Consider the following 17771-nt stretch of genomic DNA (forward strand, 5'->3'; position numbering starts at 1 on the left):
ACGTCCCGACCAGGGTGTCGTACGCCTCGGCGGCGCCGCCGGCCGTCGACGCGGCGGTGGCCCGGCTGCGTGCCCGGGGGGCCCGCCGGGTGGTGGTCTCGGCGTACTTCCTCGCGCCCGGCCTGTTCCACGACGCCGTGGCGACGGCGGCGCGGCGGGCCGGGGCGGTGGCGGTGTCGGCCCCGCTGACCGACGCCCCGGAGCTGGCCGATCTGGTCCTGCGCCGGGTCGACGCCACCGCCACGGTGACCGACGTCGCAGCCCGGTCATGATCCAGGAGGGGGCTGTCCGGGTAGGAGAACCAAGGTGCGGACAGCGAGACGCCCCGGCGGGCGGACCCGACCGGGGCGTTCAACGCTGATGCGTGGATCAGGCGGAGTGAGCGCGCAGGACCCGGAGGCCACCGCGACGCTTGACGGCGCGCCGCTCCTCCTCGCTCATCCCGCCCCAGACGCCGGCGTCCTGACCGGACTCCAGCGCCCACTGCAGGCACTGGTCGGTCACGGAGCAGCGCCGGCAGACGGCCTTGGCCTGCTCGACCTGCAGGAGAGCCGGTCCGGACGTCCCGATCGGGAAGAACAGCTCCGGGTCCTCGTCGCGGCAGACAGCATGGTGACGCCAGTCCATGGCGGCAACACTCCTCATTCTGGATGGGTGGCAGATATTGCTTTGGTGCTTTTCCTATATGCATCCGCAGTGCCTGTGGTGACGGTTCGCGTCTGACCATTTGGCAGTGCGTGAGCAGGCTGCTGGCCCCGCGGACCTGCTGGAACAGCTCAACCTGACGAGCATATCCAGGCAATGTCCCGGTAACTCAAGTTCGCTTGTGAATACTTTCACGAACGCCCGCGATGTCAAGGGTGACGCTCGGAAAAACTCCGGGCGGTGAGCAAGCCCACAACCCGTTTGTCCCGATTTCAGCGCCTTCCTAGTTACCCCGCGTGCCACAGTCGAGGATCAATATAGTACAGTGCGCGTGACATTGCTGACATTTCCGGCACCTGTCCCCTCGGTGTGGCGGCCACCGCGTCGTGCGGCGTCGGGACCGCGTCAACCAAGGGCTGTACCCGAGACCTAACAGATTACTCTCAGTGCGGCGGGAACGGATGTGAATCTGACTTTCTCCCGTTCGCCAAGATAGTCGCCGTCGAGCTGGAACGCCTGCGGACGGCCGGAGACCAGCGTGAACTCGGCCACGTCGTGCAGCCGCAGCACCTGACGCCCGCGCGGATCCGGATGCCGCGAGAAGAACTGAGTCACGGTGCGTGTCGTACTGGCGACCCGGAGCTGTCGCAGCGCCAGCACGTCGAGCCCCAGGTCGAACGACGCGTCCGGGTTCGGGTTGACCTCCCGCTCGCCCAGATAGGTCCACGGTGCGGTGTTCTGGATGATGACCGTGGCCAGCTCGTCCTCCGCCGTCTCGCCCGGCCGCTCCAGACTGATCGCCGGATGCCGGCGGTCGGAGTTGAGGAAGTACTGGCCGACCGTGGAGCGGAAGTAGAGCCCGGGGGTCGAGACCCGGCCCCGCCGGCGCGCCTGCTCCACCCGGTGGATCACCGCCGCGTCGATGCCGAACCCGGCGCAGAAGGTGAAGTAGCGGTCGTCGGCCCGGCCGAGCCCGATGATCCGGTGCCGGCCCAGTCGCAGCCCCTCCAGGATCATGCTCGTCCCGTCGGGCCAGTCCCTGGGCAACCCGAGTGCCCGGGCGAAGACGTTGGTGGAGCCGCCCGGGACGGTCGCCAGGGCCGGCAGCCGCTCGGCCGGCGTCGCGCCGGTGGGCACGGTCGGCGGCTGCGCCGTCATCAGGCCGTTGACCACCTCGTTGACCGTGCCGTCGCCACCCAGGGTGACGACCACGTCGACGCCCTCCTCGGCCGCCTCGCGGGCCAGGTCCGTGGCGTGCCCCCGCCGCCGGGTGTACCGCACGGAGAGGTCGACCTCGCTGCGCAGCGCCCGGACCAGGACGTCCCGGCTGCGTTCGCTGGTGGTGGTGGCCTTCGGATTGACCACCAGGACGGCGCGCATGGGCGGCACTGTACCGCGCGGCGCCACGGGTATCGTGGCGCGCGTGACCATCGACTCCGACCCGATTCCCGTCACGCTCCGCTGGGCGGCCCGGTTGCTCCGGGGCGAGGCGGTCGCCGTCGCGCTGATCGCCGGCTGGCTGGTCTGGGCCGATCTCACCGCCACCACCACCGACCTGCCGTCGGCGTTGCTGGTGACCGCGTTCGCGATCGGTGCGGCGGCGGCGCTCTGGGCGCTGGGCGGCGCGCTGGCCCGGCGCCGGGCCGGTGCCCGGGCGCCGGCGATCGTGCTCCAGTTGATACTGCTGCCGATCGGCTGGTTCATGATCCAGGGCGGGCTGGGCTGGCTCGGCGTGCCGCTGATGGCGCTCGGCCTCGGGGTGACCGGGTTGCTGGTGAGCACCCCCACCAACCGGGCCCTCGGCTTCGAGTGACCGCCCCCGGCCGCCGGCCGGTCGTCCGACCTGGACCTGCCTGAGCGCCCGAACCCGCCTCGGCGCCCGAACCCGCGTCAGCAAGTGGCCCGGAGGGCGTGCGGTCCGAGCGAGTGCGTGCGGTCCGAGCGAGTGCGTGCGGCCTGGCGGGCGTGCGGTCCGGGCGAGTCCGGGGGGAGTGCGTGCGGTCCAGGCGAGTGCGGGCGGACTGGGCGACTGCGGGTGGCGGAGGGCGCGCTGGCCGTCAGTAGCCGGAGGAGCGCCGGGTGAGCAGGGAGATGGTGGCCCGGCCGCCGACCGCGTTGGCGTTCGCCGACGTGGTCAGCGCGGTGAGCACCTTCCAGGCGAACGACGACTCGGCGGGCAGCGTGGCGCCGCGTACGGTCGGGACGGTCACCTCGACGGTGAGCGCGTCGTCGGTGACCGCGAACCGGCAGTCGAGTTCGGCGTCCCGGGTGGCGATGGCGAGCAGCATCGCGCACGCCTCGTCGACGGCGATGCGCAGGTCCTCGATCTCGTCGAGGGCGAACTGGAGCCGCGCCGCGAGGCCCGCGGTGGCGGTGCGGAGCACCCCCAGGTAGCCCCCGTCGGCGGGCACCGTGAGGTGCACGACGTCGTCGTCGGTCGTCGGCTGGCCGGTCAGTTGAGTCACCACTCATCCCCCCGGTGCCGGACTCTACCCGGTCACCCGTCCGGCCGTGTGGGGGCCGCCACGTGCCTGGGCGGCGAGGCCCGCCAGCGCGTCGCCGCTGAGCCGGTAGGGGACCCACTCGTCCATCGGCCGCGCGCCGATCGAGGCGTAGAAGCCGGCGGCCGGGTTCCAGTTGATCATCCACCACTCCAGCCGCTGGTAGCCGCGCTCCACGCAGATCGCGGCGAGGGTGGCCAGCAGCAGCCGGCCCGCCCCGGTGCCCCGGGCGGCCGGGCGGACGTAGAGATCCTCCAGGTAGATGCCGTGCACGCCGGCCCAGGTGGAGAAGTTGAGGAACCAGAGGGCGAACCCGAGCGGTCGGTCGTCGGCGTCGACGGCCACGTGGCCGTAGAGGGCCGGGCTATGACTGCTCCAGCTCGGCCCCGGCGCCGCGCCGGGACCTGGAGCAGTCGCGAACAGGGCGGCGGTGAGCTGCTCGGAGGTGAGGTGGCACTGGTCGGCGGCGCGTTCGTACTCCGCCAGTTCGTGCACCATGGCGACGACGGCCGGCACGTCCTCGGGACGCGCCGGCCGGATCGTCGGTGCCGAAGCCCCGGACGTCACGCCTTCTTGGTCTCCCAGAAGATTTTCGAGATCTCGTCGATCTTCTGGAGCAGCTCGTCGGCCTTGGACGGGTCGGTCGCGCCCTTGGCGCCCGCCGCGCCGGCCATCTTGGTGGCCTCGTTGAACAGCTGGTGCAGGTGCGGGTACTTCTCGAAGTGGGCCGGCTTGAAGTAGTCGGTCCAGAGCACCCAGAGGTGGTGCTTCACCAGGTCGGCGCGCTGCTCCTTGATCAGGATGGCGCGGGTGCGGAACTCCGGGTCGGTGTTCGCCTGGTACTTCTCGCAGATCATTTTGACCGACTCGGCCTCGATCCGGGCCTGCGCCGGGTCGTAGACGCCGCACGGCAGGTCGCAGTGGGCGCTGGCGGTCACGCGGGGCGTAAGGATGCGCGGAAGTCGCATCGGGATCCTCCATGGGAAGTTTGCGATGATCCAAGACGACATTACTCCTGGACCCGCTCCCCGGAGGCGGACGGAGGTGAAACCGATGAGCGCCGACCTGCCGCCCACCGCGCCCCGGCTGCCGTGGCCGCTGACGCCCGTCCTGGTGACGGGTCCGTCCATGTCGCCGACGCTGCGCCACGGCGACGCGGTGCTGGTCCGCCGCGGCGGCCGCGCGGTCCGCCCCGGCGACGTCGTGGTCGCGGTCTTCCGCAGCCGCCCGGAGCTGCTCGTCGTCAAGCGTGCCGTCCGCGCCCAGGACGGCGGCTGGTGGTTGTCCGGGGACAACGGACTGGTCGTCGACGACTCCCGGGCGTACGGCGTGGCGGACGTGCGGGGCCGGGTGGTGGCGCGCTACTGGCCCCGCCCCGGACGGGTGCGCCCACGCCGGTTATGACCCTGCTCACATCGGCGGTGCACGGTCGACACTATGCTCGGAAAGTGCCCGGGTGACCCCCGCACCGCGTGCCGCCGCTCGACGCCTCACCTCGCGCCCGCGCCGGACGCCCCGTCTGCTCGACAGATCCTGGAGTCACCATGTCATCGTCCACCGTGGACCCCGCTGATCCCGTCTTCCGGCTGCACCGGGGCGGCAAGATGGCCGTCGTCTCGACCGTCCCGCTGACCAGCCGGGAAGACCTCTCTCTCGCGTACACCCCGGGTGTGGCCCGGGTCTGTGAGGCGATCGCCGCCGACCCGGCCCTGGCCGACGACTACACGTGGGTGTCGCACACCGTCGCGGTCGTCACCGACGGCTCCGCCGTGCTCGGGCTGGGCAACATCGGCCCGCGTGCCGCGCTGCCGGTGATGGAGGGCAAGGCGGTGCTGTTCAAGCAGTTCGCCGGGGTCGACGCGGTACCGGTCTGCCTGGACACGCAGGACGTGGACGAGATCGTCGCGGTGGTGAAGGCGCTGGCCCCCTCGTTCGGCGGGATCAACCTGGAGGACATCAGCGCGCCGCGCTGCTTCGAGGTGGAGCGTCGGCTCGACGAGGCGCTGGACATCCCGGTCTTCCACGACGACCAGCACGGCACCGCGATCGTCGTGCTCGCCGCGCTGCGCAACGCCGCCGCGCTGCTCAACCGCAAGCTCGGCGATCTGCGGGTGACCGTCAGCGGCGCCGGCGCGGCCGGGGTGGCGGTGACGAAGATGCTGGTCGCCGGGGGCGTGAACCCCGACCAGGTGGTGGTCTGCGACTCCAAGGGGATCATCGGCCGGCACCGCGCCGAGCTGACCGGCACCAAGGCCGAGCTGGCGGCGAGCACCAACGCCGACGGCCGGCAGGGCGACATCACCGAGGCGCTGCGCGGCGCCGACGTGCTGATCGGTGTCTCCGGCGGTCAGATCCCCGAGTCGGCGGTGGCCGGCATGGCGCCCGGCGGGATCGTCTTCGCGCTGGCCAACCCCACCCCGGAGGTGCACCCGGAGGTGGCCGCCCGGCACGTAGCGGTGGTCGCCACCGGCCGCAGCGACTACCCCAACCAGATCAACAACGTGCTGGCCTTCCCCGGGGTGTTCCGGGGCGCGCTGGACGCCCGGGCCACCCGGATCACCGACGGGATGAAGGTCGCCGCCGCCGACGCCATCGCCGGGGTGGTCGCCGAGTCGCTCACCGCGGACGCGATCGTGCCGTCCCCGCTCGACCCCCGGGTGGCCCCGGCGGTGGCCGCGGCCGTCGCCGAGGCCGCCCGCCGCGACGGCGTCATCCGCGCCTGACCCTCACCCGGGCCCACTTCCGGCCGGGCGGGGCGTGATCGACTCGTGGTCGCCGACATCGGGGTCTCCGGCACGGCCGGACACCCCGATGTCCACGACACCGAGATGATCAGGCCTCGCCGGCTGCTCAATCCCGCGAGGCTTGTTACCGTGCCGATCATGCGTGCCGCCTTCGCCTCCCGCTTCGACGACGCCAACCCGCTCGCCGCGCTCACCGTCGGCGAGCGGCCCGAGCCGACGCACCCGGACGACGACTGGGTGACCGTGCGGATCCGGGCCAGCTCGCTCAACCACCACGACCTCTGGTCACTGCGCGGGGTCGGGCTGCGCGAGGACCAGTTGCCGATGATCCTCGGCTGTGACGCCGCCGGCGTGGACCCGGACGGCAACGAGGTCGTCGTCTACCCGGTCGTTCCCACCCCGGGCGACCCGCGCGGGGTCTCCATCCTCTCCGAGCACTTCCCCGGCACCCTCGCCGAGCAGGTCGCCGTACCCCGGTCGAACCTGCTGCCGCTGCCGGCGGGCCTGGCGGCGACCGACGCGGCCTGCCTGCCGACGGCCTGGCTCACCGCGTGGCGGATGCTCACCACCAAGGGCCGGGTCGACGACGCCGACGCGGTGCTGGTCCAGGGCGCCGGCGGCGGCGTGGCCACCGCGGCCGTCGCGCTCGCCGCCGCGATGGGCAAGCGGGTGTACGCGACCAGCCGCGACGCCGCCAAGCGGGAGCGGATCGCCCAACTGGGCGCGACCGCCGTCGAGCCGGGCTCCCGGCTGCCGGAGCGGGTCGACGTGGTGATCGAGACGGTCGGCGCGGCCACCTTCGACCACTCGCTGAAGTCCGCCGCGCCGATGGCCCGGATCGTGGTCTCCGGCGCCACCGCCGGCCACGAGCCGAAGGTCAACCTGCGCCGCGTCTTCGCCATGCAGCTGGAGATCCTGGGCACCTCCATGGGCACCCCGGACGAGCTGACCGCCCTGCTCGCCTTCTGCGCCGAGCGCGGCGTCCGCCCGGTGGTCGACAGCGTCATCCCGTTCAGCCGGGTCACCGACGCCTTCGCCCGCCTGCATTCCGGTGACGTCTTCGGCAAGGTCGTCCTCGACCACACCACCTGACCCCCACCTCGCGCCCGCGCCGGGCTCGCCGTGCGTGCCGGGCTCGCCCAGGATCCGCGCACTTTCCCGGAAAGAGTGGCTTCCCGACGGCCGGGAGGCCACTCTTTCCCCGAAGTTGTGCGGATCCTGGGCGCGCGGCGCGTGGGGCGCGGTGGGTCAGAGGCGGTTGTCGAGGGTGGCGATGTCGCTGCGGGTGGCGTCGGTGGGGATGCGGCGCTTGGCGGCCTCGTCGCCGTAGAGGGACCAGCGGAGGAACTCCACCGTCGTGTCGGAGACGACCCGCAGCGCGGCGCCGTCGCTGAGCAGGGCCCGCCCGTGGTCGCCCTTCGGCAGGCTCAACATGGCCTTCGGCCAGGGCACCTTGTCGTACGCGGCCCGGCCGGCCGCGTACTCGACCACCTCGTCGGCCTCGCCGTGCACGAAGAGCTGGGGAGCGGCGGCACCGGCGAAGGCGGTACCCACGCCGAGCGCGGTGCCGGCGAAGACGACCCCGGCGTCCAGCCGCTCGTCCCGGCCGGCGGTGAAGAGCCCGATGGTGGTAACCCCGCCGGCCGAGTGCCCGGCCGCCGCCACCCGGTCGGCGGCCAGCCGGCCGCGCAGCGGGTCACCCGCCTTGGCGTCGAGGGCGAGCACCTGGGTCAGCGCGTACGACACGTCGGCGGGCTGGTTGAGCACGTCGAGCACGTTGCCGTCGCCGCCCCGGGCGGTGTGCGGGAAGGTCGGCGCGGCCACCACGAACCCGGCCGCCGCCCAGCGGGTCAGCAGCGTCGCGTAGTCGGCCGGCCGCCCGTTGAGGCCGTGGCTGAACATGACGACGGGGAACTTCCCACGGGCGGCGTCCGCGGACCGTACCGGCCCGCCGCCGGCCTCCCCGGCCGCCGGGTACCAGACGGTCACCGGCAGCGGCCGGGTGCCGTCGCGCTTCAGCTTCAACTCGCGTACGCCGACCGCGAAGGTCTTCTCGGGCGCGATGCCGGCGGGCACCCGTGGCGTCGGGGTGCTCACTGTCGGGGGTTCGACGGGGGCGGCCGGACGGTTGGTCGTCCCGGTGTCGGAGGAGCAGCCCACCAGACCGGCGGCGAACAGGGCGCTGGCGAGCAGGGCGGGGGTGGCGCGACGTGACATGAATCCGATTGTGCCTCGCCCGTCGGGCTCGCCGACCGGACATCGACGCAGCGTACGCGCCGGGTGACCGGGCTCTCAGCCGCGTCCGGCGCGCAGGCGGGCCAGGTCCTCGGCGTCCTTGGGCCGGCGGGGGCGGTCGGGCATCCAGACCGGGAACATCTCCTTGACCTCGATCTGGGCGGCCACCGAGATCACCGGCGCGGTGAGCGCGCCGATCCGACCGGGCGGCCCGTCCAGCATCCCCGCCGGCAGCGGCGTGCCGGCCCACGGGCCCGCCCCGACCGTCACCCGGCCGGCCCCGTCCCGGGCCAGGTACGCGAAGCTCACCTCGACGCCGTCGGGCCCGACGAGGTCCCGTTGCACGTCGACGGGCATCCGGGGGTCGACGCGCCAGCCCCGGCCGAGCAGCAGGGCCGCCAGCCGGTCGGCGTCGGCCCGCCAGCAGTACCAGTCGACGTCGACGTGCGGTCGGGTCACCGCGCCGAGGTGGAAGTCCATCGCCCAGCCGCCCCGCAGCCACACCCCGAGGCCGGCCGCCCCGGCCACCCGCACCACCTCGCCGATGCTCTCCAACTGGCGTCCCGCGAGCCCGTCCACCGCCCGACGGTAACCCGACGCCGTCGCGCGGATCACGCGGTCGCGGCGCCGATGGCGCGGGCTTCGACGCCGGCACGCCCGGCCGGGTCAGGGGCGCGTGTCGTAGGTCGTCACGCCGGGGGAGTACGCGTCGGTGGGGAGGCGGCGGGCCGCGTCGAGGTCGCCGTAGAGGGTCCAGCGGAGGAAGTCGGTGGTGGTGGCGAGGACCTGGTCGAAGCCCGCCCGGCCCGGGATCAGGTACTCGCCGTGGCCCTGCCCGAGCAGGCTCAGGAACGCCGCCGGCCCGGTGACCCGCTCGTAGCCGGCCCGCCCCACGCCGGGCGGCACCACCCGGTCCGCCGTGCCGTGCACGAAGAGCAGCGGCGCGGCCGGACCGGCGAGACCGCCGGCCATCCCACCGCCGGCGATCACGATGCCGGCGCGCAGCCGGGCGGAACGCCCCGAGGTGAACATCCCGGCGGTGGTGAAGCCGCCCGCCGAGTGCCCGGCGGCGGCGAACCGGGTGACGTCGAGGTGCCCGGCGAGCGGGTCCCCCCGCCGGGTGTCGAGCCGGACCAGGTGCCGGATCACCCGCCAACCGTCGGCCGGCTGGTGGCGTACGTCCGCGCGGTTGAACCGGGGCGCTCCGCGGCGGGTGTGCGGATAGGTGGGGGCGGCGACCACGAAGCCGGCCGCCGCCCAGCGGACGGTCAGCCCGGCGTGCAGCTCCGGGAGGCTGTTCAGCCCGTGGCTGTAGACCACCACCGGGAACCGCCCCTCGGCCACGGCGTCCCCGTCCGCCGGGTACCAGACGGTCACCGGCAGGGGCCGCGCCGAGGCGGGATCGAGGGTGAGCGTACGCACGCCGACGGCGTACGCCCCCTCGGGCGCCCGGCGGTCCGGTTGGGATCCACCGGTCGCGGCGGTGGCCGGTCCGCAGCCCGCCAGCAACGCCGTCAGCAGCGCGGCGACCAGCCGCTTGACCCCCATGGTGTCACCGTAGGTGCCCGGGCGCCCGGATCGTCCCCGCCGTCCGGCCCGGGTACCCCCGCCACCCGGCCGGACCGCGTCCACCGGCCGGCTCGACCTGTCCCGCGCCCAAGCGCGGGGGACGGTACGCGTCGAACGGCTTCGCTATGGTCACCGGCATGGCTGAGAACTACACCGACCCGAGCGGCAACACCGAGGCGTTCCGCGCCTTCGTCAACCCGGCCGAGGCCGAGACGCCCGCCCCCGCGGCGTCCCGGACCCCGCTGCTCGTCGGCGCCGCGCTGGTCGTGGTCGCGCTGGTCGCCCTGGTCGCCTGGCTGGCCCTGAGCTGAGAGCCGTCGAACCCCCGACGGGTTCCGAGCCGCCCGAACGCGCGCCGAGCGTCCTCTCCCGGCTCCGCCGCGTGCACACCGGCGGGGCCGTCATCGGCCTGGTGCTGCTGCTCGCCGGTTCGACGTACGCGACAGCCACCGGCGCGTACCGGTGGCACCTGCACACCAAGGCCGAGCGGCTGCGGGCCGAGGGGGTCCCCGTCCAGGCCAGCGTGACCGGTCGGGAGAACACCGTCGGACGCGGCGGTGGCACGGACACGATCCGGGTCTGGTACGACGTCGACGGCACCCAGTACACCGAGCGGATCCTCTGCGGCTCGGCGGGCGGCTGTACCCGGGAACCGCCGGAGGTGATGACGCTCTGGGTCGACCCGGAGCGTCCCGAGGAGTTCGTGGCCGCCAACGGCAACACCGACGACTCGGTCTTCTTCCTCAACTCCTGGGGCGGCATCCCGTTCGAGCTGCTGGTGGCCGCGTTGGGCGCGTTCTTCGTCTTCGCGGCCCTCGTGCCGACCGGGCTGTTCGACCGCCCCGCACCCGCGTCGCCCCGGCGGGGGCCGGGTCGGAACCGGATCCGGCGCACCCGCGCCGCCCGGCGGCGACCACGCAGGACGGCCCGGTGACGCCTCAGCGGGCCGCCTCGACCGCCCGCGCCTGTCGGGCGATCTCCCGTTCCTCGTCGGTGCCGACCACGCAGACCGTGACCTCGGCGCCGTCCGGCGAGATCAACCGGTCGCCGCTGCCGGCGTTGCGCTCCGGGTCCACCGCGATGCCGAGCCGCTCCAGCCCGGCCAGCGCGGCCTCGCGTACGGCGGCGGCGTGCTCGCCGACGCCGGCGGTGAAGGTGACCGCGTCCACCCGGCCGAGCAGGGCGTAGTACGCCCCGACGTACGCGGTGAGCCGCCGGCGGTAGACCTCGAAGGCGAGCACCGCCGCCGGATCGCCGTCGGCCCGCCGCCGCAGCACCTCGCGCATGTCGTTGGCCCCGGTCAGCCCGAGCAGGCCGCTGCGGTGGTTGAGCAGGTCGTCGATCTCGTCCACGCCGAGGCCACCCTCGCGGCGCAGGTGGAAGATCACCGTCGGGTCGATGTCGCCGCTGCGGCTGCCCATCACCAGGCCCTCCAGCGGGGACATCCCCATCGAGGTGGCCACGCTCCGGCCGCCGGCGACCGCGCAGGCGCTGGCCCCGTTCCCCAGGTGCAGGGTGATCGTGTTGACCTCGTCGTACGGGCGATCGAGCAGTTCGGCGGTGCGCCGCGAGACGTACGCGTGGGAGGTGCCGTGGAAGCCGTACCGCCGGATGCCGTACCGCTCGGCGGTGGCCCGGTCGATCGCGTAGGTGGCGGCGGCCTCGGGCAGCGTGTGGTGGAACGCGGTGTCGAAGACGGCGACCTGCGCGACGTCCGGCAGCGCCGCCCTGGCCACCTCGATGCCGGCCAGGTTGGCCGGGTTGTGCAGCGGCGCGAGCGGCACCAGGTCCCGGATGGCGGCGAGCACCGCGTCGTCGATGAGCACCGGAGCGCTGAACGTCCGGCCGCCGTGCACCACCCGGTGCCCGACGGCGGTGAGCCCGGTCAGGTCGAGCCCGGCCAGGACCTCCCGGACGGCCGTCTCGTGGTCGGGCGGGCCGCCGCCGGGCTCGCCGACCCGCTCGACGGTGCCCTTGTCGACCACCCGGTCGCCGTCGTAGAGCCGCCACTTCACCGACGACGACCCGCAGTTCAGGACGAACACCCTGCTCACGATGACTCCTCGGCGGCGGCCTGGATGGCGGTGATCGCCACGGTGTTGACGATGTCCGGCACGGTGGCGCCCCGGGACAGGTCGTTCACCGGGCGGCGCAGGCCCTGCATCACCGGCCCGACGGCCACCGCGCCGGCGGAGCGCTGCACGGCCTTGTACGTGTTGTTGCCGGTGTTCAGGTCCGGGAAGATGAAGACGGTGGCCCGGCCGGCGACCACGCTGCCGGGCAGTTTCGTCGCCGCCACCGCCGGGTCGATCGCCGCGTCGTACTGGACCGGCCCCTCGACCGGCAGTTCGGGCCGGCGTTCCCGGACCAGCGCGGTCGCCGCGGCGACCTTCTCCACGTCGGCGCCCGCGCCGGAGCTGCCGGTGGAGTAGGAGAGCATCGCCACCCGTGGCTCGATGCCGAAGCGGGCGGCGGTGTCCGCCGAGGAGATGGCGATGTCGGCGAGCTGGGCGGCGTCCGGGTCCGGGTTGACCGCGCAGTCGCCGTAGACCAGCACGCGGTCGGCGAGCAGCATGAAGAAGACGCTGGAGGCGACCGAGACGCCGGGCACCGTCCGGATGATCTCGAAGGCGGGCCGGATGGTGGCGGCGGTGGTGTGGGTCGCCCCGGAGACCATCCCGTCGGCGTGCCCGGTCTGCACCATCAGGGTGCCGAAGTAGTTCGGCTGGGCCACGATGTCGTGGGCCAGCTCGACGGTGACGCCGCGGTGCGCGCGCAGCTCGGCGTACCGGGCGGCGAACTCGTCGCGCCACTCGCTGGTGACCGGGTCGACCACCCGCGCGCCGCCGATGTCGATGCCCAGCTCCCGGGTCCGCCGGGTGATGTCGTCGGGACGGCCGAGCAGGGTGAGGTCGGCGACGCCCCGGCGCAGCAGGATCTCCGCCGCCCGCAGGATGCGTTCCTCGGCCCCCTCGGGCAGCACCACGTGCCGGCGCCGGGCCCGGGACCGGTCGATCAGGTCGTTCTCGAACATCAGCGGGGTGACCCGCTCCGAGCGGGTGACCCGCAGCCGGCGGGCCAGGTCGTCGGTGTCCACGCAGCGTTCGAAGGCGCCGAGGGCGGCCTCCACCTTGCGCGGGTTGGCGGCGCTGGGGCGGCCCTCGATCCGGCTGGACGCGGCCACCGTGTCGTAGCTGTCGCTGGTCACCGAGAGCACGGCGAGGCCGGTGTTCAGCCCCTCGACCAGCCGCATCGCCCGCGGGTCGGGTTGCTCGCCGAGGGTGAGCACCAGCCCGGCGACAGAGACCTGCCCGGCCACGTGCGCCGCGCTCGCCGCCACCAGCAGGTCGGCCCGGTCCCCGGGAGTGATCACCAGGGATCCCTCGGTCAGGTGGTCCAGCAGGGTCGGCACGTGCGCCGCGCCGACCACGTAGTCGAGCACGTCGCGGCCGAGCGCGGCGTCGTCGCCGGCCAGCAGGGTGGCGCCGAGCGCCGCCGCCACCTCGGCCACCGTCGGCGCCGAGACGCTCGGCACCTCCGGGATGACGTACGTGGGCACCGGCAGGTCGGGCAGCGTCATCGGCCCGGGTACCCGGTTGGCGATCACCGCCAGCACCGTCGCGCCCAGGTCCTCCAGATCGTGGTACGCCCCGCGCGCGGCGGCCGCGATCGCCGCCGGCTCCTGCCCGAAGCCGTCGACGACGGGGACCACGACGCCGCCGAACTCGGTGGCCAGCCGGGCGTTGAAGGCCAGCTCGCGCGGCCCGGCGCCGTCACCGCCGTCGGCGAAGTCGCTGCCCACCACGACCACCGCCGGGCAGCGCCGTTCGACCTCCCGGTAGCGCTCGACGATCCGGGAGATCAGCTCCTCCCGCCGCCCGTCGGCGACCAGCGTGGTCGCCTCGGCGTACGTGGCGCCGGCGAGGTCCTCCGGCGGCAGTTCGATCCGGTAGCGGTCGCAGAGCAGGGCGAGGATCGGGTCGGGGCCGTGCCCGCGGACCAGCGGCCGGAACGCCCCGATCCGCTCGACCTGGCGGGACAGCAGTTCCGCGAGCCCGAGCGCGACGGTCGACTTTCCTCCGCCGGATCCGACGCTGGTCAGGTACACGCTCCGGGCCACGTACCCACCCTAGGAGATCGCGGGGCACCCCGCCCGGGTCCTTGGACCCCCCGATCATGACGTGCCGGCCGCCCGCGCGGCACCGGGCTCCCTGGCGCCTACTCGTCGTCCTCGTCGTCGAGGCGGGCGAGCCAGGTGGCGAAGCGCTCGATCGGGGTCTCGAACTCCGGGTTGAGGTCGACGAAGTCGCGCAACCGCTCGCCGAGCCACTCCATGCTGACCTGCTCGGCACCCCGGCGCTCGACCAGCTCCTCGATCCCACGGTCGGTGAAGTACATCCGTTCCTCGCCTCTCTCTGCTCTCCCTGCTCCGTTGGCGCAGGCTCGTGCTCACTCGTCGACCGCCGATCGCGTCGACCAGCCGCGGACCGGCCGGGAGAGCGGCCGGTCCCGGTCGTGCCGGAAGGGGCGGTACGACAGCGGGGCAGAGCCGTCACGCTGACTGGCTCTGCCCCGGCTCTCGTGCCGCGTCAGGTCACGGGCGGGGGAGGGCCGCCTCGATCAGCGCGCCCTGCTCCACCTCGTGCATCTTGGCCGAGCCCACGGCGGGTGCGGCCGCCGCCGGACGGGAGATCCGGCGCAGCCGGACCTCCTCGAGGTGCTCCAGCAGGTTGAGCGCGACGAACGACCAGGCGCCCTGGTTGGCCGGCTCCTCCTGCACCCAGGCGAAGTCCTCGGCGTTCGGGAACTGCGCCAGGGCGGCCCGGATCTCCTCGACCGGCATCGGGTAGAGCTGCTCCATCCGGATGATCGCGGTGTCGGTGACGCCGCGCTCGGCCCGCGCCTGGAACAGGTCGTAGTAGATCTTGCCCGAGCAGAGCAGTACCCGCTTCACCTGCTCCGGCGCCGGGGCGGCCTGGTCGCGCAGCACCGGCTGGAAGGTGCTGGTGGTGAAGTCCTCGACCGAGGAGACGCAGAGCTTGTGCCGCAGCAGCGACTTCGGCGTGAACACCACCAGCGGCTTGCGCTTGGGCGACAGGGCCTGGCGACGCAGCAGGTGGAAGTAGTTCGCCGGGGTGGTCGGGATGGCCACCCGCATGTTGTCCTCGGCGCACATCTGGAGGAACCGCTCGGGGCGGCCGGAGGTGTGGTCCGGGCCCTGGCCCTCGTGGCCGTGCGGCAGCAGCAGGGTGACCGCGGAGCGCTGGCCCCACTTCACCTCGCCGGAGGAGATGAACTCGTCGATGACCGACTGGGCGCCGTTGACGAAGTCGCCGAACTGGGCCTCCCAGCAGACCAGGGCGTTGACGTTCTCCACCGAGTAGCCGTACTCGAAGCCCATCGCCGCGTACTCGCTGAGCAGGGAGTCGTGCACGAAGAAGCGGGACCGCTCGCCGTCGCCGGTCAGCGACTTCAGCGGGAGGTGGTCCTCGCCGGTCCGCGCGTCCACCACCGAGGCGTGCCGCTGGACGAAGGTGCCCCGGCGGGAGTCCTGCCCGGCGAGCCGGACGGTGACCCCGTCGTGCAGCAGCGAGCCCAGGGCGATGATCTCGCCGAAGCCCCAGTCGATGTTGCCCTCGACGGACATCCTGGCCCGCCGGTCCAGCAGCTGCTGGATCCGCTTGTGCGGGGTGAAACCGTCGGGGAGGTTGACGTGTGCGTCGCCGATCGCCTTGACCACGGCGGCGTCGGTCGCGGTCTCCACCTGCGGCTCCGGCTCGTCCTGGCGGCGCGGCCGGCTGAGGTGCCGAGGCGTGGTGGCCGCGTCCCGGGTGGCCTTGAAGACCCGCTCCAGCTGCGACTGGTAGTCGCGCAGCAGCTCCTCCGCGTCCTCCACGGTGATGTCGCCGCGCCCGATCAGCTCCTCGGTGTAGAGCTTGCGGACCGAGCGCTTCGAGTCGATGATCTTGTACATCTGCGGGTTGGACATCGACGGGTCGTCGCCCTCGTTGTGCCCGCGCCGCCGGTAGCAGACCATGTCGATCACGACGTCCTTGTTGAACGCCTGCCGGTACTCGAAGGCCAGCCGGGCGACCCGGACCACGGCCTCCGGGTCGTCGCCGTTGACGTGGAAGATCGGCGCCTGGATCATCCGGGCGACGTCGGTGCTGTAGAGGCTGGAGCGCGAGTATTCCGGGGCGGTGGTGAAGCCGACCTGGTTGTTGACCACCACGTGCACCGTGCCGCCGGTGCGGTAGCCGCGCAGCTGGGAGAGGTTGAGCGTCTCGGCGACCACGCCCTGGCCGGCGAAGGCGGCGTCACCGTGCACCGCCAGCGGCAGCACGGTGTAGCCCTCCAGCTTGAGGTCGATCCGGTCCTGCTTGGCCCGGACGATGCCCTCCAGCACCGGGTCGACCGCCTCCAGGTGCGACGGGTTCGCCACCAGCGAGACCTTGACCGAGTGGTCGCCGCCCGGCGTGGTGAACTTGCCGTTCTGACCCAGGTGGTACTTGACGTCGCCGGAACCCTGCGTGGAGCGCGGGTCGAGGTGCCCCTCGAACTCCGAGAAGATCTTCTCGTACGGCTTGCCGACGATGTTGGCCAGCACGTTGAGCCGGCCCCGGTGGGCCATGCCGATGACGACCTCGTCCAGCCCGCCCTCGGCGGAGGCCTCCAGCACCTCGCCGAGCAGCGGGATCAGCGACTCGCCGCCCTCCAGCGAGAAGCGCTTCTGGCCGACGTACTTGGTCTGCAGGAAGGTCTCGAACGCCTCGGCGGCGTTCAGCCGGTTGAGCACGTGCTTCTGCTCGTCGGCCGGCGGCTTCTCGTACTTGCGCTCGATCCGCTCCTGGATCCAGCGCCGCTCCTCCGGGTCCTGGATGTGCATGTACTCGATGCCGACCCGGCGGCAGTACGAGTCGCGCAGCACGCCGAGGATCTCGCGCAGCTTCATCCGCTGCCGGCCGGCGAAGCCGTTCACCGGGAACTCGCGGTCGAGGTCCCACAGGGTCAGCCCGTGCTGGAGCACGTCCAGGTCGGGGTGCTTGCGGATCTTGAACTCGAGCGGGTCGGTGTCGGCCATCAGGTGACCGCGCACCCGGTAGGCGTGGATCAGCTCGTGCACCCGGGCCGTCTTGTTGATCTGGCCCTCGTTGTTGACCGCGACGTCGCGCATCCAGCGCACCGGCTCGTACGGGATGCGCAGCGACGTGAAGATCTCGTCGTAGAAGCTGTGCTCGCCCAGGAGCAGCTCGTGCATGACCTTGAGGAACTCGCCGGACTGCGCGCCCTGGATGATCCGGTGGTCGTACGTGCTGGTGAGCGTGATGACCTTGCTCACCGCCAGCTCGGCCAGGGTCGTCTCGGACATCCCCTGGTACGGCGCGGGGTACTCCATCGCGCCGACGCCGATGATCGCGCTCTGCCCCTGCATCAGCCGGGGCATGGAGTGCACGGTGCCGATGCCGCCCGGGTTGGTCAGCGAGATCGTGGTGCCGGAGTAGTCGTCCATGGTCAGCTCGTTGCGGCGGGCGCGCCGGACCACGTCCTCGTACGCCTGCCAGAACTGCCGGAAGTCCATCTGCTCGCAGGCCTTGATGGAGGGGACCACCAGGTTGCGGGTGCCGTCCGGCTTGGTCAGGTCGATCGCGATGCCCAGGTTGACGTGCTCCGGGCTGACCATCACCGGCTTGCCGTCGACCTCGGCGTAGGAGTTGTTCATCTCCGGGTGCGCGACCAGCGCCCGGACCATCGCGTACCCGATCAGGTGGGTGAAGCTGACCTTGCCGCCGCGCCCGCGGGCGAGGTGGTTGTTGACCACGATGCGGTTGTCCACCAGCAGCTTGGCCGGGACGGCGCGCACGCTGGTGGCGGTCGGGACGGCGAGCGAGGCGTCCATGTTCTGGACGATCTTCGCGGCGATGCCACGCAGCGGGGTGGTCTGCGGGCCGGCGGCGGGTGGCCAGCCCGGTTGGGGCGTCGAGGTAGGGGAAGGTGGGGAACCCGTAGCGGGTGCCGCCCGGGTCGTAGAACTCGACGGCCAGGCCGGTGGTCGGCTGAGTAGCGGTGGTGGTCATGG

At 73.0% G+C, this 17771-nt stretch carries 18 protein-coding genes and 1 pseudogene; 7 read left to right on the forward strand and 12 right to left on the reverse strand.

Translation table 11 applies throughout. From position 1 onward, the window contains the following. Positions 1-272, forward strand: a 272-nt coding sequence (locus NCC78_RS13640; protein WP_284706300.1) for a CbiX/SirB N-terminal domain-containing protein, incomplete at its 5' end; no start/stop codon positions are given. Between the two features lie 97 nt (positions 273-369). Here NCC78_RS13640 and NCC78_RS13645 read toward each other — a convergent pair. Continuing rightward, the gene (locus NCC78_RS13645) at positions 370-627 is read right to left on the reverse strand and encodes a WhiB family transcriptional regulator (RefSeq protein ID WP_007072794.1); all 258 of its coding nucleotides are present in this window, start codon (positions 625-627) and stop codon (positions 370-372) included. Positions 628-1074: 447 nt separating this feature from the next. Then, positions 1075-2025, reverse strand: coding sequence for a diacylglycerol/lipid kinase family protein (locus tag NCC78_RS13650; protein ID WP_250794888.1), 951 nt, complete (start codon positions 2023-2025; stop codon positions 1075-1077). Positions 2026-2068: 43 nt separating this feature from the next. Between NCC78_RS13650 and NCC78_RS13655 the strand changes: the two genes are divergently transcribed. After that, complete coding sequence (locus NCC78_RS13655) at positions 2069-2458, forward strand: hypothetical protein (RefSeq protein ID WP_250794889.1); 390 nt, start codon at positions 2069-2071, stop codon at positions 2456-2458. 244 nt (positions 2459-2702) lie between these two features. On the opposite strand, the gene NCC78_RS13660 is transcribed toward NCC78_RS13655, so the two are convergent. The 3 genes from NCC78_RS13660 to sodN are packed head-to-tail and all read right to left on the reverse strand — an operon-like array spanning position 2703 to position 4114. Continuing rightward, positions 2703-3110 carry an ATP-binding protein gene (locus NCC78_RS13660; protein ID WP_250794890.1) on the reverse strand — a complete coding sequence of 136 codons (408 nt, stop codon included), beginning with the start codon at positions 3108-3110 and terminating at the stop codon, positions 2703-2705. A gap of 24 nt (positions 3111-3134) precedes the next feature. Continuing rightward, positions 3135-3713 (reverse strand): GNAT family N-acetyltransferase, encoded by a 579-nt coding sequence (locus NCC78_RS13665; RefSeq protein ID WP_250794891.1) that lies wholly within the window; start codon positions 3711-3713, stop codon positions 3135-3137. Next, a complete protein-coding gene (sodN, locus tag NCC78_RS13670; RefSeq protein ID WP_250794892.1) occupies positions 3710-4114 on the reverse strand; it encodes a superoxide dismutase, Ni in 405 nt (134 codons plus the stop codon). The genes NCC78_RS13665 and sodN overlap by 4 nt, the downstream gene beginning before the upstream one ends. Positions 4115-4139: 25 nt before the next feature. Between sodN and NCC78_RS13675 the strand changes: the two genes are divergently transcribed. From NCC78_RS13675 to NCC78_RS13685, 3 genes are all read left to right on the forward strand, one after another. Beyond that, positions 4140-4550 (forward strand): S26 family signal peptidase, encoded by a 411-nt coding sequence (locus NCC78_RS13675; RefSeq protein ID WP_372495129.1) that lies wholly within the window; start codon positions 4140-4142, stop codon positions 4548-4550. Positions 4551-4690: 140 nt separating this feature from the next. Beyond that, positions 4691-5869, forward strand: a complete 1179-nt coding sequence (locus NCC78_RS13680) for an NAD(P)-dependent malic enzyme (RefSeq protein WP_250794894.1) — start codon at positions 4691-4693, stop codon at positions 5867-5869. Between the two features lie 150 nt (positions 5870-6019). Continuing rightward, positions 6020-6982: a zinc-binding dehydrogenase gene (locus NCC78_RS13685; RefSeq protein WP_250794895.1), complete on the forward strand. Its 963-nt coding sequence runs from the start codon at positions 6020-6022 to the stop codon at positions 6980-6982. Positions 6983-7138: 156 nt separating this feature from the next. Here NCC78_RS13685 and NCC78_RS13690 read toward each other — a convergent pair whose 3' ends face one another. The 3 genes from NCC78_RS13690 to NCC78_RS13700 form a co-directional block, all read right to left on the reverse strand. Beyond that, positions 7139-8107 (reverse strand): alpha/beta hydrolase family protein, encoded by a 969-nt coding sequence (locus NCC78_RS13690; RefSeq protein WP_250794896.1) that lies wholly within the window; start codon positions 8105-8107, stop codon positions 7139-7141. Between the two features lie 75 nt (positions 8108-8182). After that, positions 8183-8704, reverse strand: a complete 522-nt coding sequence (locus NCC78_RS13695) for a nucleotidyltransferase domain-containing protein (protein ID WP_250794897.1) — start codon at positions 8702-8704, stop codon at positions 8183-8185. Positions 8705-8791: 87 nt separating this feature from the next. Next, a complete protein-coding gene (locus NCC78_RS13700) occupies positions 8792-9673 on the reverse strand; it encodes an alpha/beta hydrolase family protein (protein ID WP_250794898.1) in 882 nt (293 codons plus the stop codon). A 158-nt stretch (positions 9674-9831) separates the two neighbouring features. On the opposite strand from NCC78_RS13700, the gene NCC78_RS13705 reads away from it, so the two are divergent. Next, positions 9832-10005, forward strand: a complete 174-nt coding sequence (locus NCC78_RS13705) for a hypothetical protein (protein ID WP_250794899.1) — start codon at positions 9832-9834, stop codon at positions 10003-10005. Positions 10006-10076: 71 nt separating this feature from the next. Then, positions 10077-10628 carry a DUF3592 domain-containing protein gene (locus tag NCC78_RS13710; protein ID WP_250794900.1) on the forward strand — a complete coding sequence of 184 codons (552 nt, stop codon included), beginning with the start codon at positions 10077-10079 and terminating at the stop codon, positions 10626-10628. Positions 10629-10632: 4 nt separating this feature from the next. On the opposite strand, the gene NCC78_RS13715 is transcribed toward NCC78_RS13710, so the two are convergent. The 4 genes and pseudogenes from NCC78_RS13715 to NCC78_RS13730 all read right to left on the reverse strand — a co-directional run. Further along, positions 10633-11748, reverse strand: coding sequence for an acetate/propionate family kinase (locus tag NCC78_RS13715; RefSeq protein ID WP_250794901.1), 1116 nt, complete (start codon positions 11746-11748; stop codon positions 10633-10635). After that, positions 11745-13814 (reverse strand): phosphate acetyltransferase, encoded by a 2070-nt coding sequence (gene pta / locus NCC78_RS13720; RefSeq protein WP_250794902.1) that lies wholly within the window; start codon positions 13812-13814, stop codon positions 11745-11747. The genes NCC78_RS13715 and pta overlap by 4 nt, the downstream gene beginning before the upstream one ends. 98 nt (positions 13815-13912) lie before the next feature. Beyond that, a complete protein-coding gene (locus NCC78_RS13725) occupies positions 13913-14092 on the reverse strand; it encodes a DUF6104 family protein (RefSeq protein WP_250794903.1) in 180 nt (59 codons plus the stop codon). A 196-nt stretch (positions 14093-14288) separates the two neighbouring features. Further along, a pseudogene (locus NCC78_RS13730) lies at positions 14289-17714 on the reverse strand (multifunctional oxoglutarate decarboxylase/oxoglutarate dehydrogenase thiamine pyrophosphate-binding subunit/dihydrolipoyllysine-residue succinyltransferase subunit); the annotation flags it as partial. Between the last annotated feature and the right edge of the window lie 57 nt (positions 17715-17771).

Source organism: Micromonospora phytophila (assembly GCF_023656545.1).
GTDB lineage: Bacteria > Actinomycetota > Actinomycetes > Mycobacteriales > Micromonosporaceae > Micromonospora > Micromonospora phytophila.

Coding starts and splice junctions, on each gene's coding strand:
- NCC78_RS13645 (WP_007072794.1), bottom strand. CDS start 627: ATGGACTGGCGTCACCATGCTGTCTGCCGCGACGAGGACCCGGAGCTG.
- NCC78_RS13650 (WP_250794888.1), bottom strand. CDS start 2,025: ATGCGCGCCGTCCTGGTGGTCAATCCGAAGGCCACCACCACCAGCGAA.
- sodN (WP_250794892.1), bottom strand. CDS start 4,114: ATGCGACTTCCGCGCATCCTTACGCCCCGCGTGACCGCCAGCGCCCAC.
- NCC78_RS13675 (WP_372495129.1), top strand. CDS start 4,140: ATGATCCAAGACGACATTACTCCTGGACCCGCTCCCCGGAGGCGGACG.
- NCC78_RS13680 (WP_250794894.1), top strand. CDS start 4,691: ATGTCATCGTCCACCGTGGACCCCGCTGATCCCGTCTTCCGGCTGCAC.
- NCC78_RS13690 (WP_250794896.1), bottom strand. CDS start 8,107: ATGTCACGTCGCGCCACCCCCGCCCTGCTCGCCAGCGCCCTGTTCGCC.
- NCC78_RS13700 (WP_250794898.1), bottom strand. CDS start 9,673: ATGGGGGTCAAGCGGCTGGTCGCCGCGCTGCTGACGGCGTTGCTGGCG.
- NCC78_RS13705 (WP_250794899.1), top strand. CDS start 9,832: ATGGCTGAGAACTACACCGACCCGAGCGGCAACACCGAGGCGTTCCGC.
- NCC78_RS13725 (WP_250794903.1), bottom strand. CDS start 14,092: ATGTACTTCACCGACCGTGGGATCGAGGAGCTGGTCGAGCGCCGGGGT.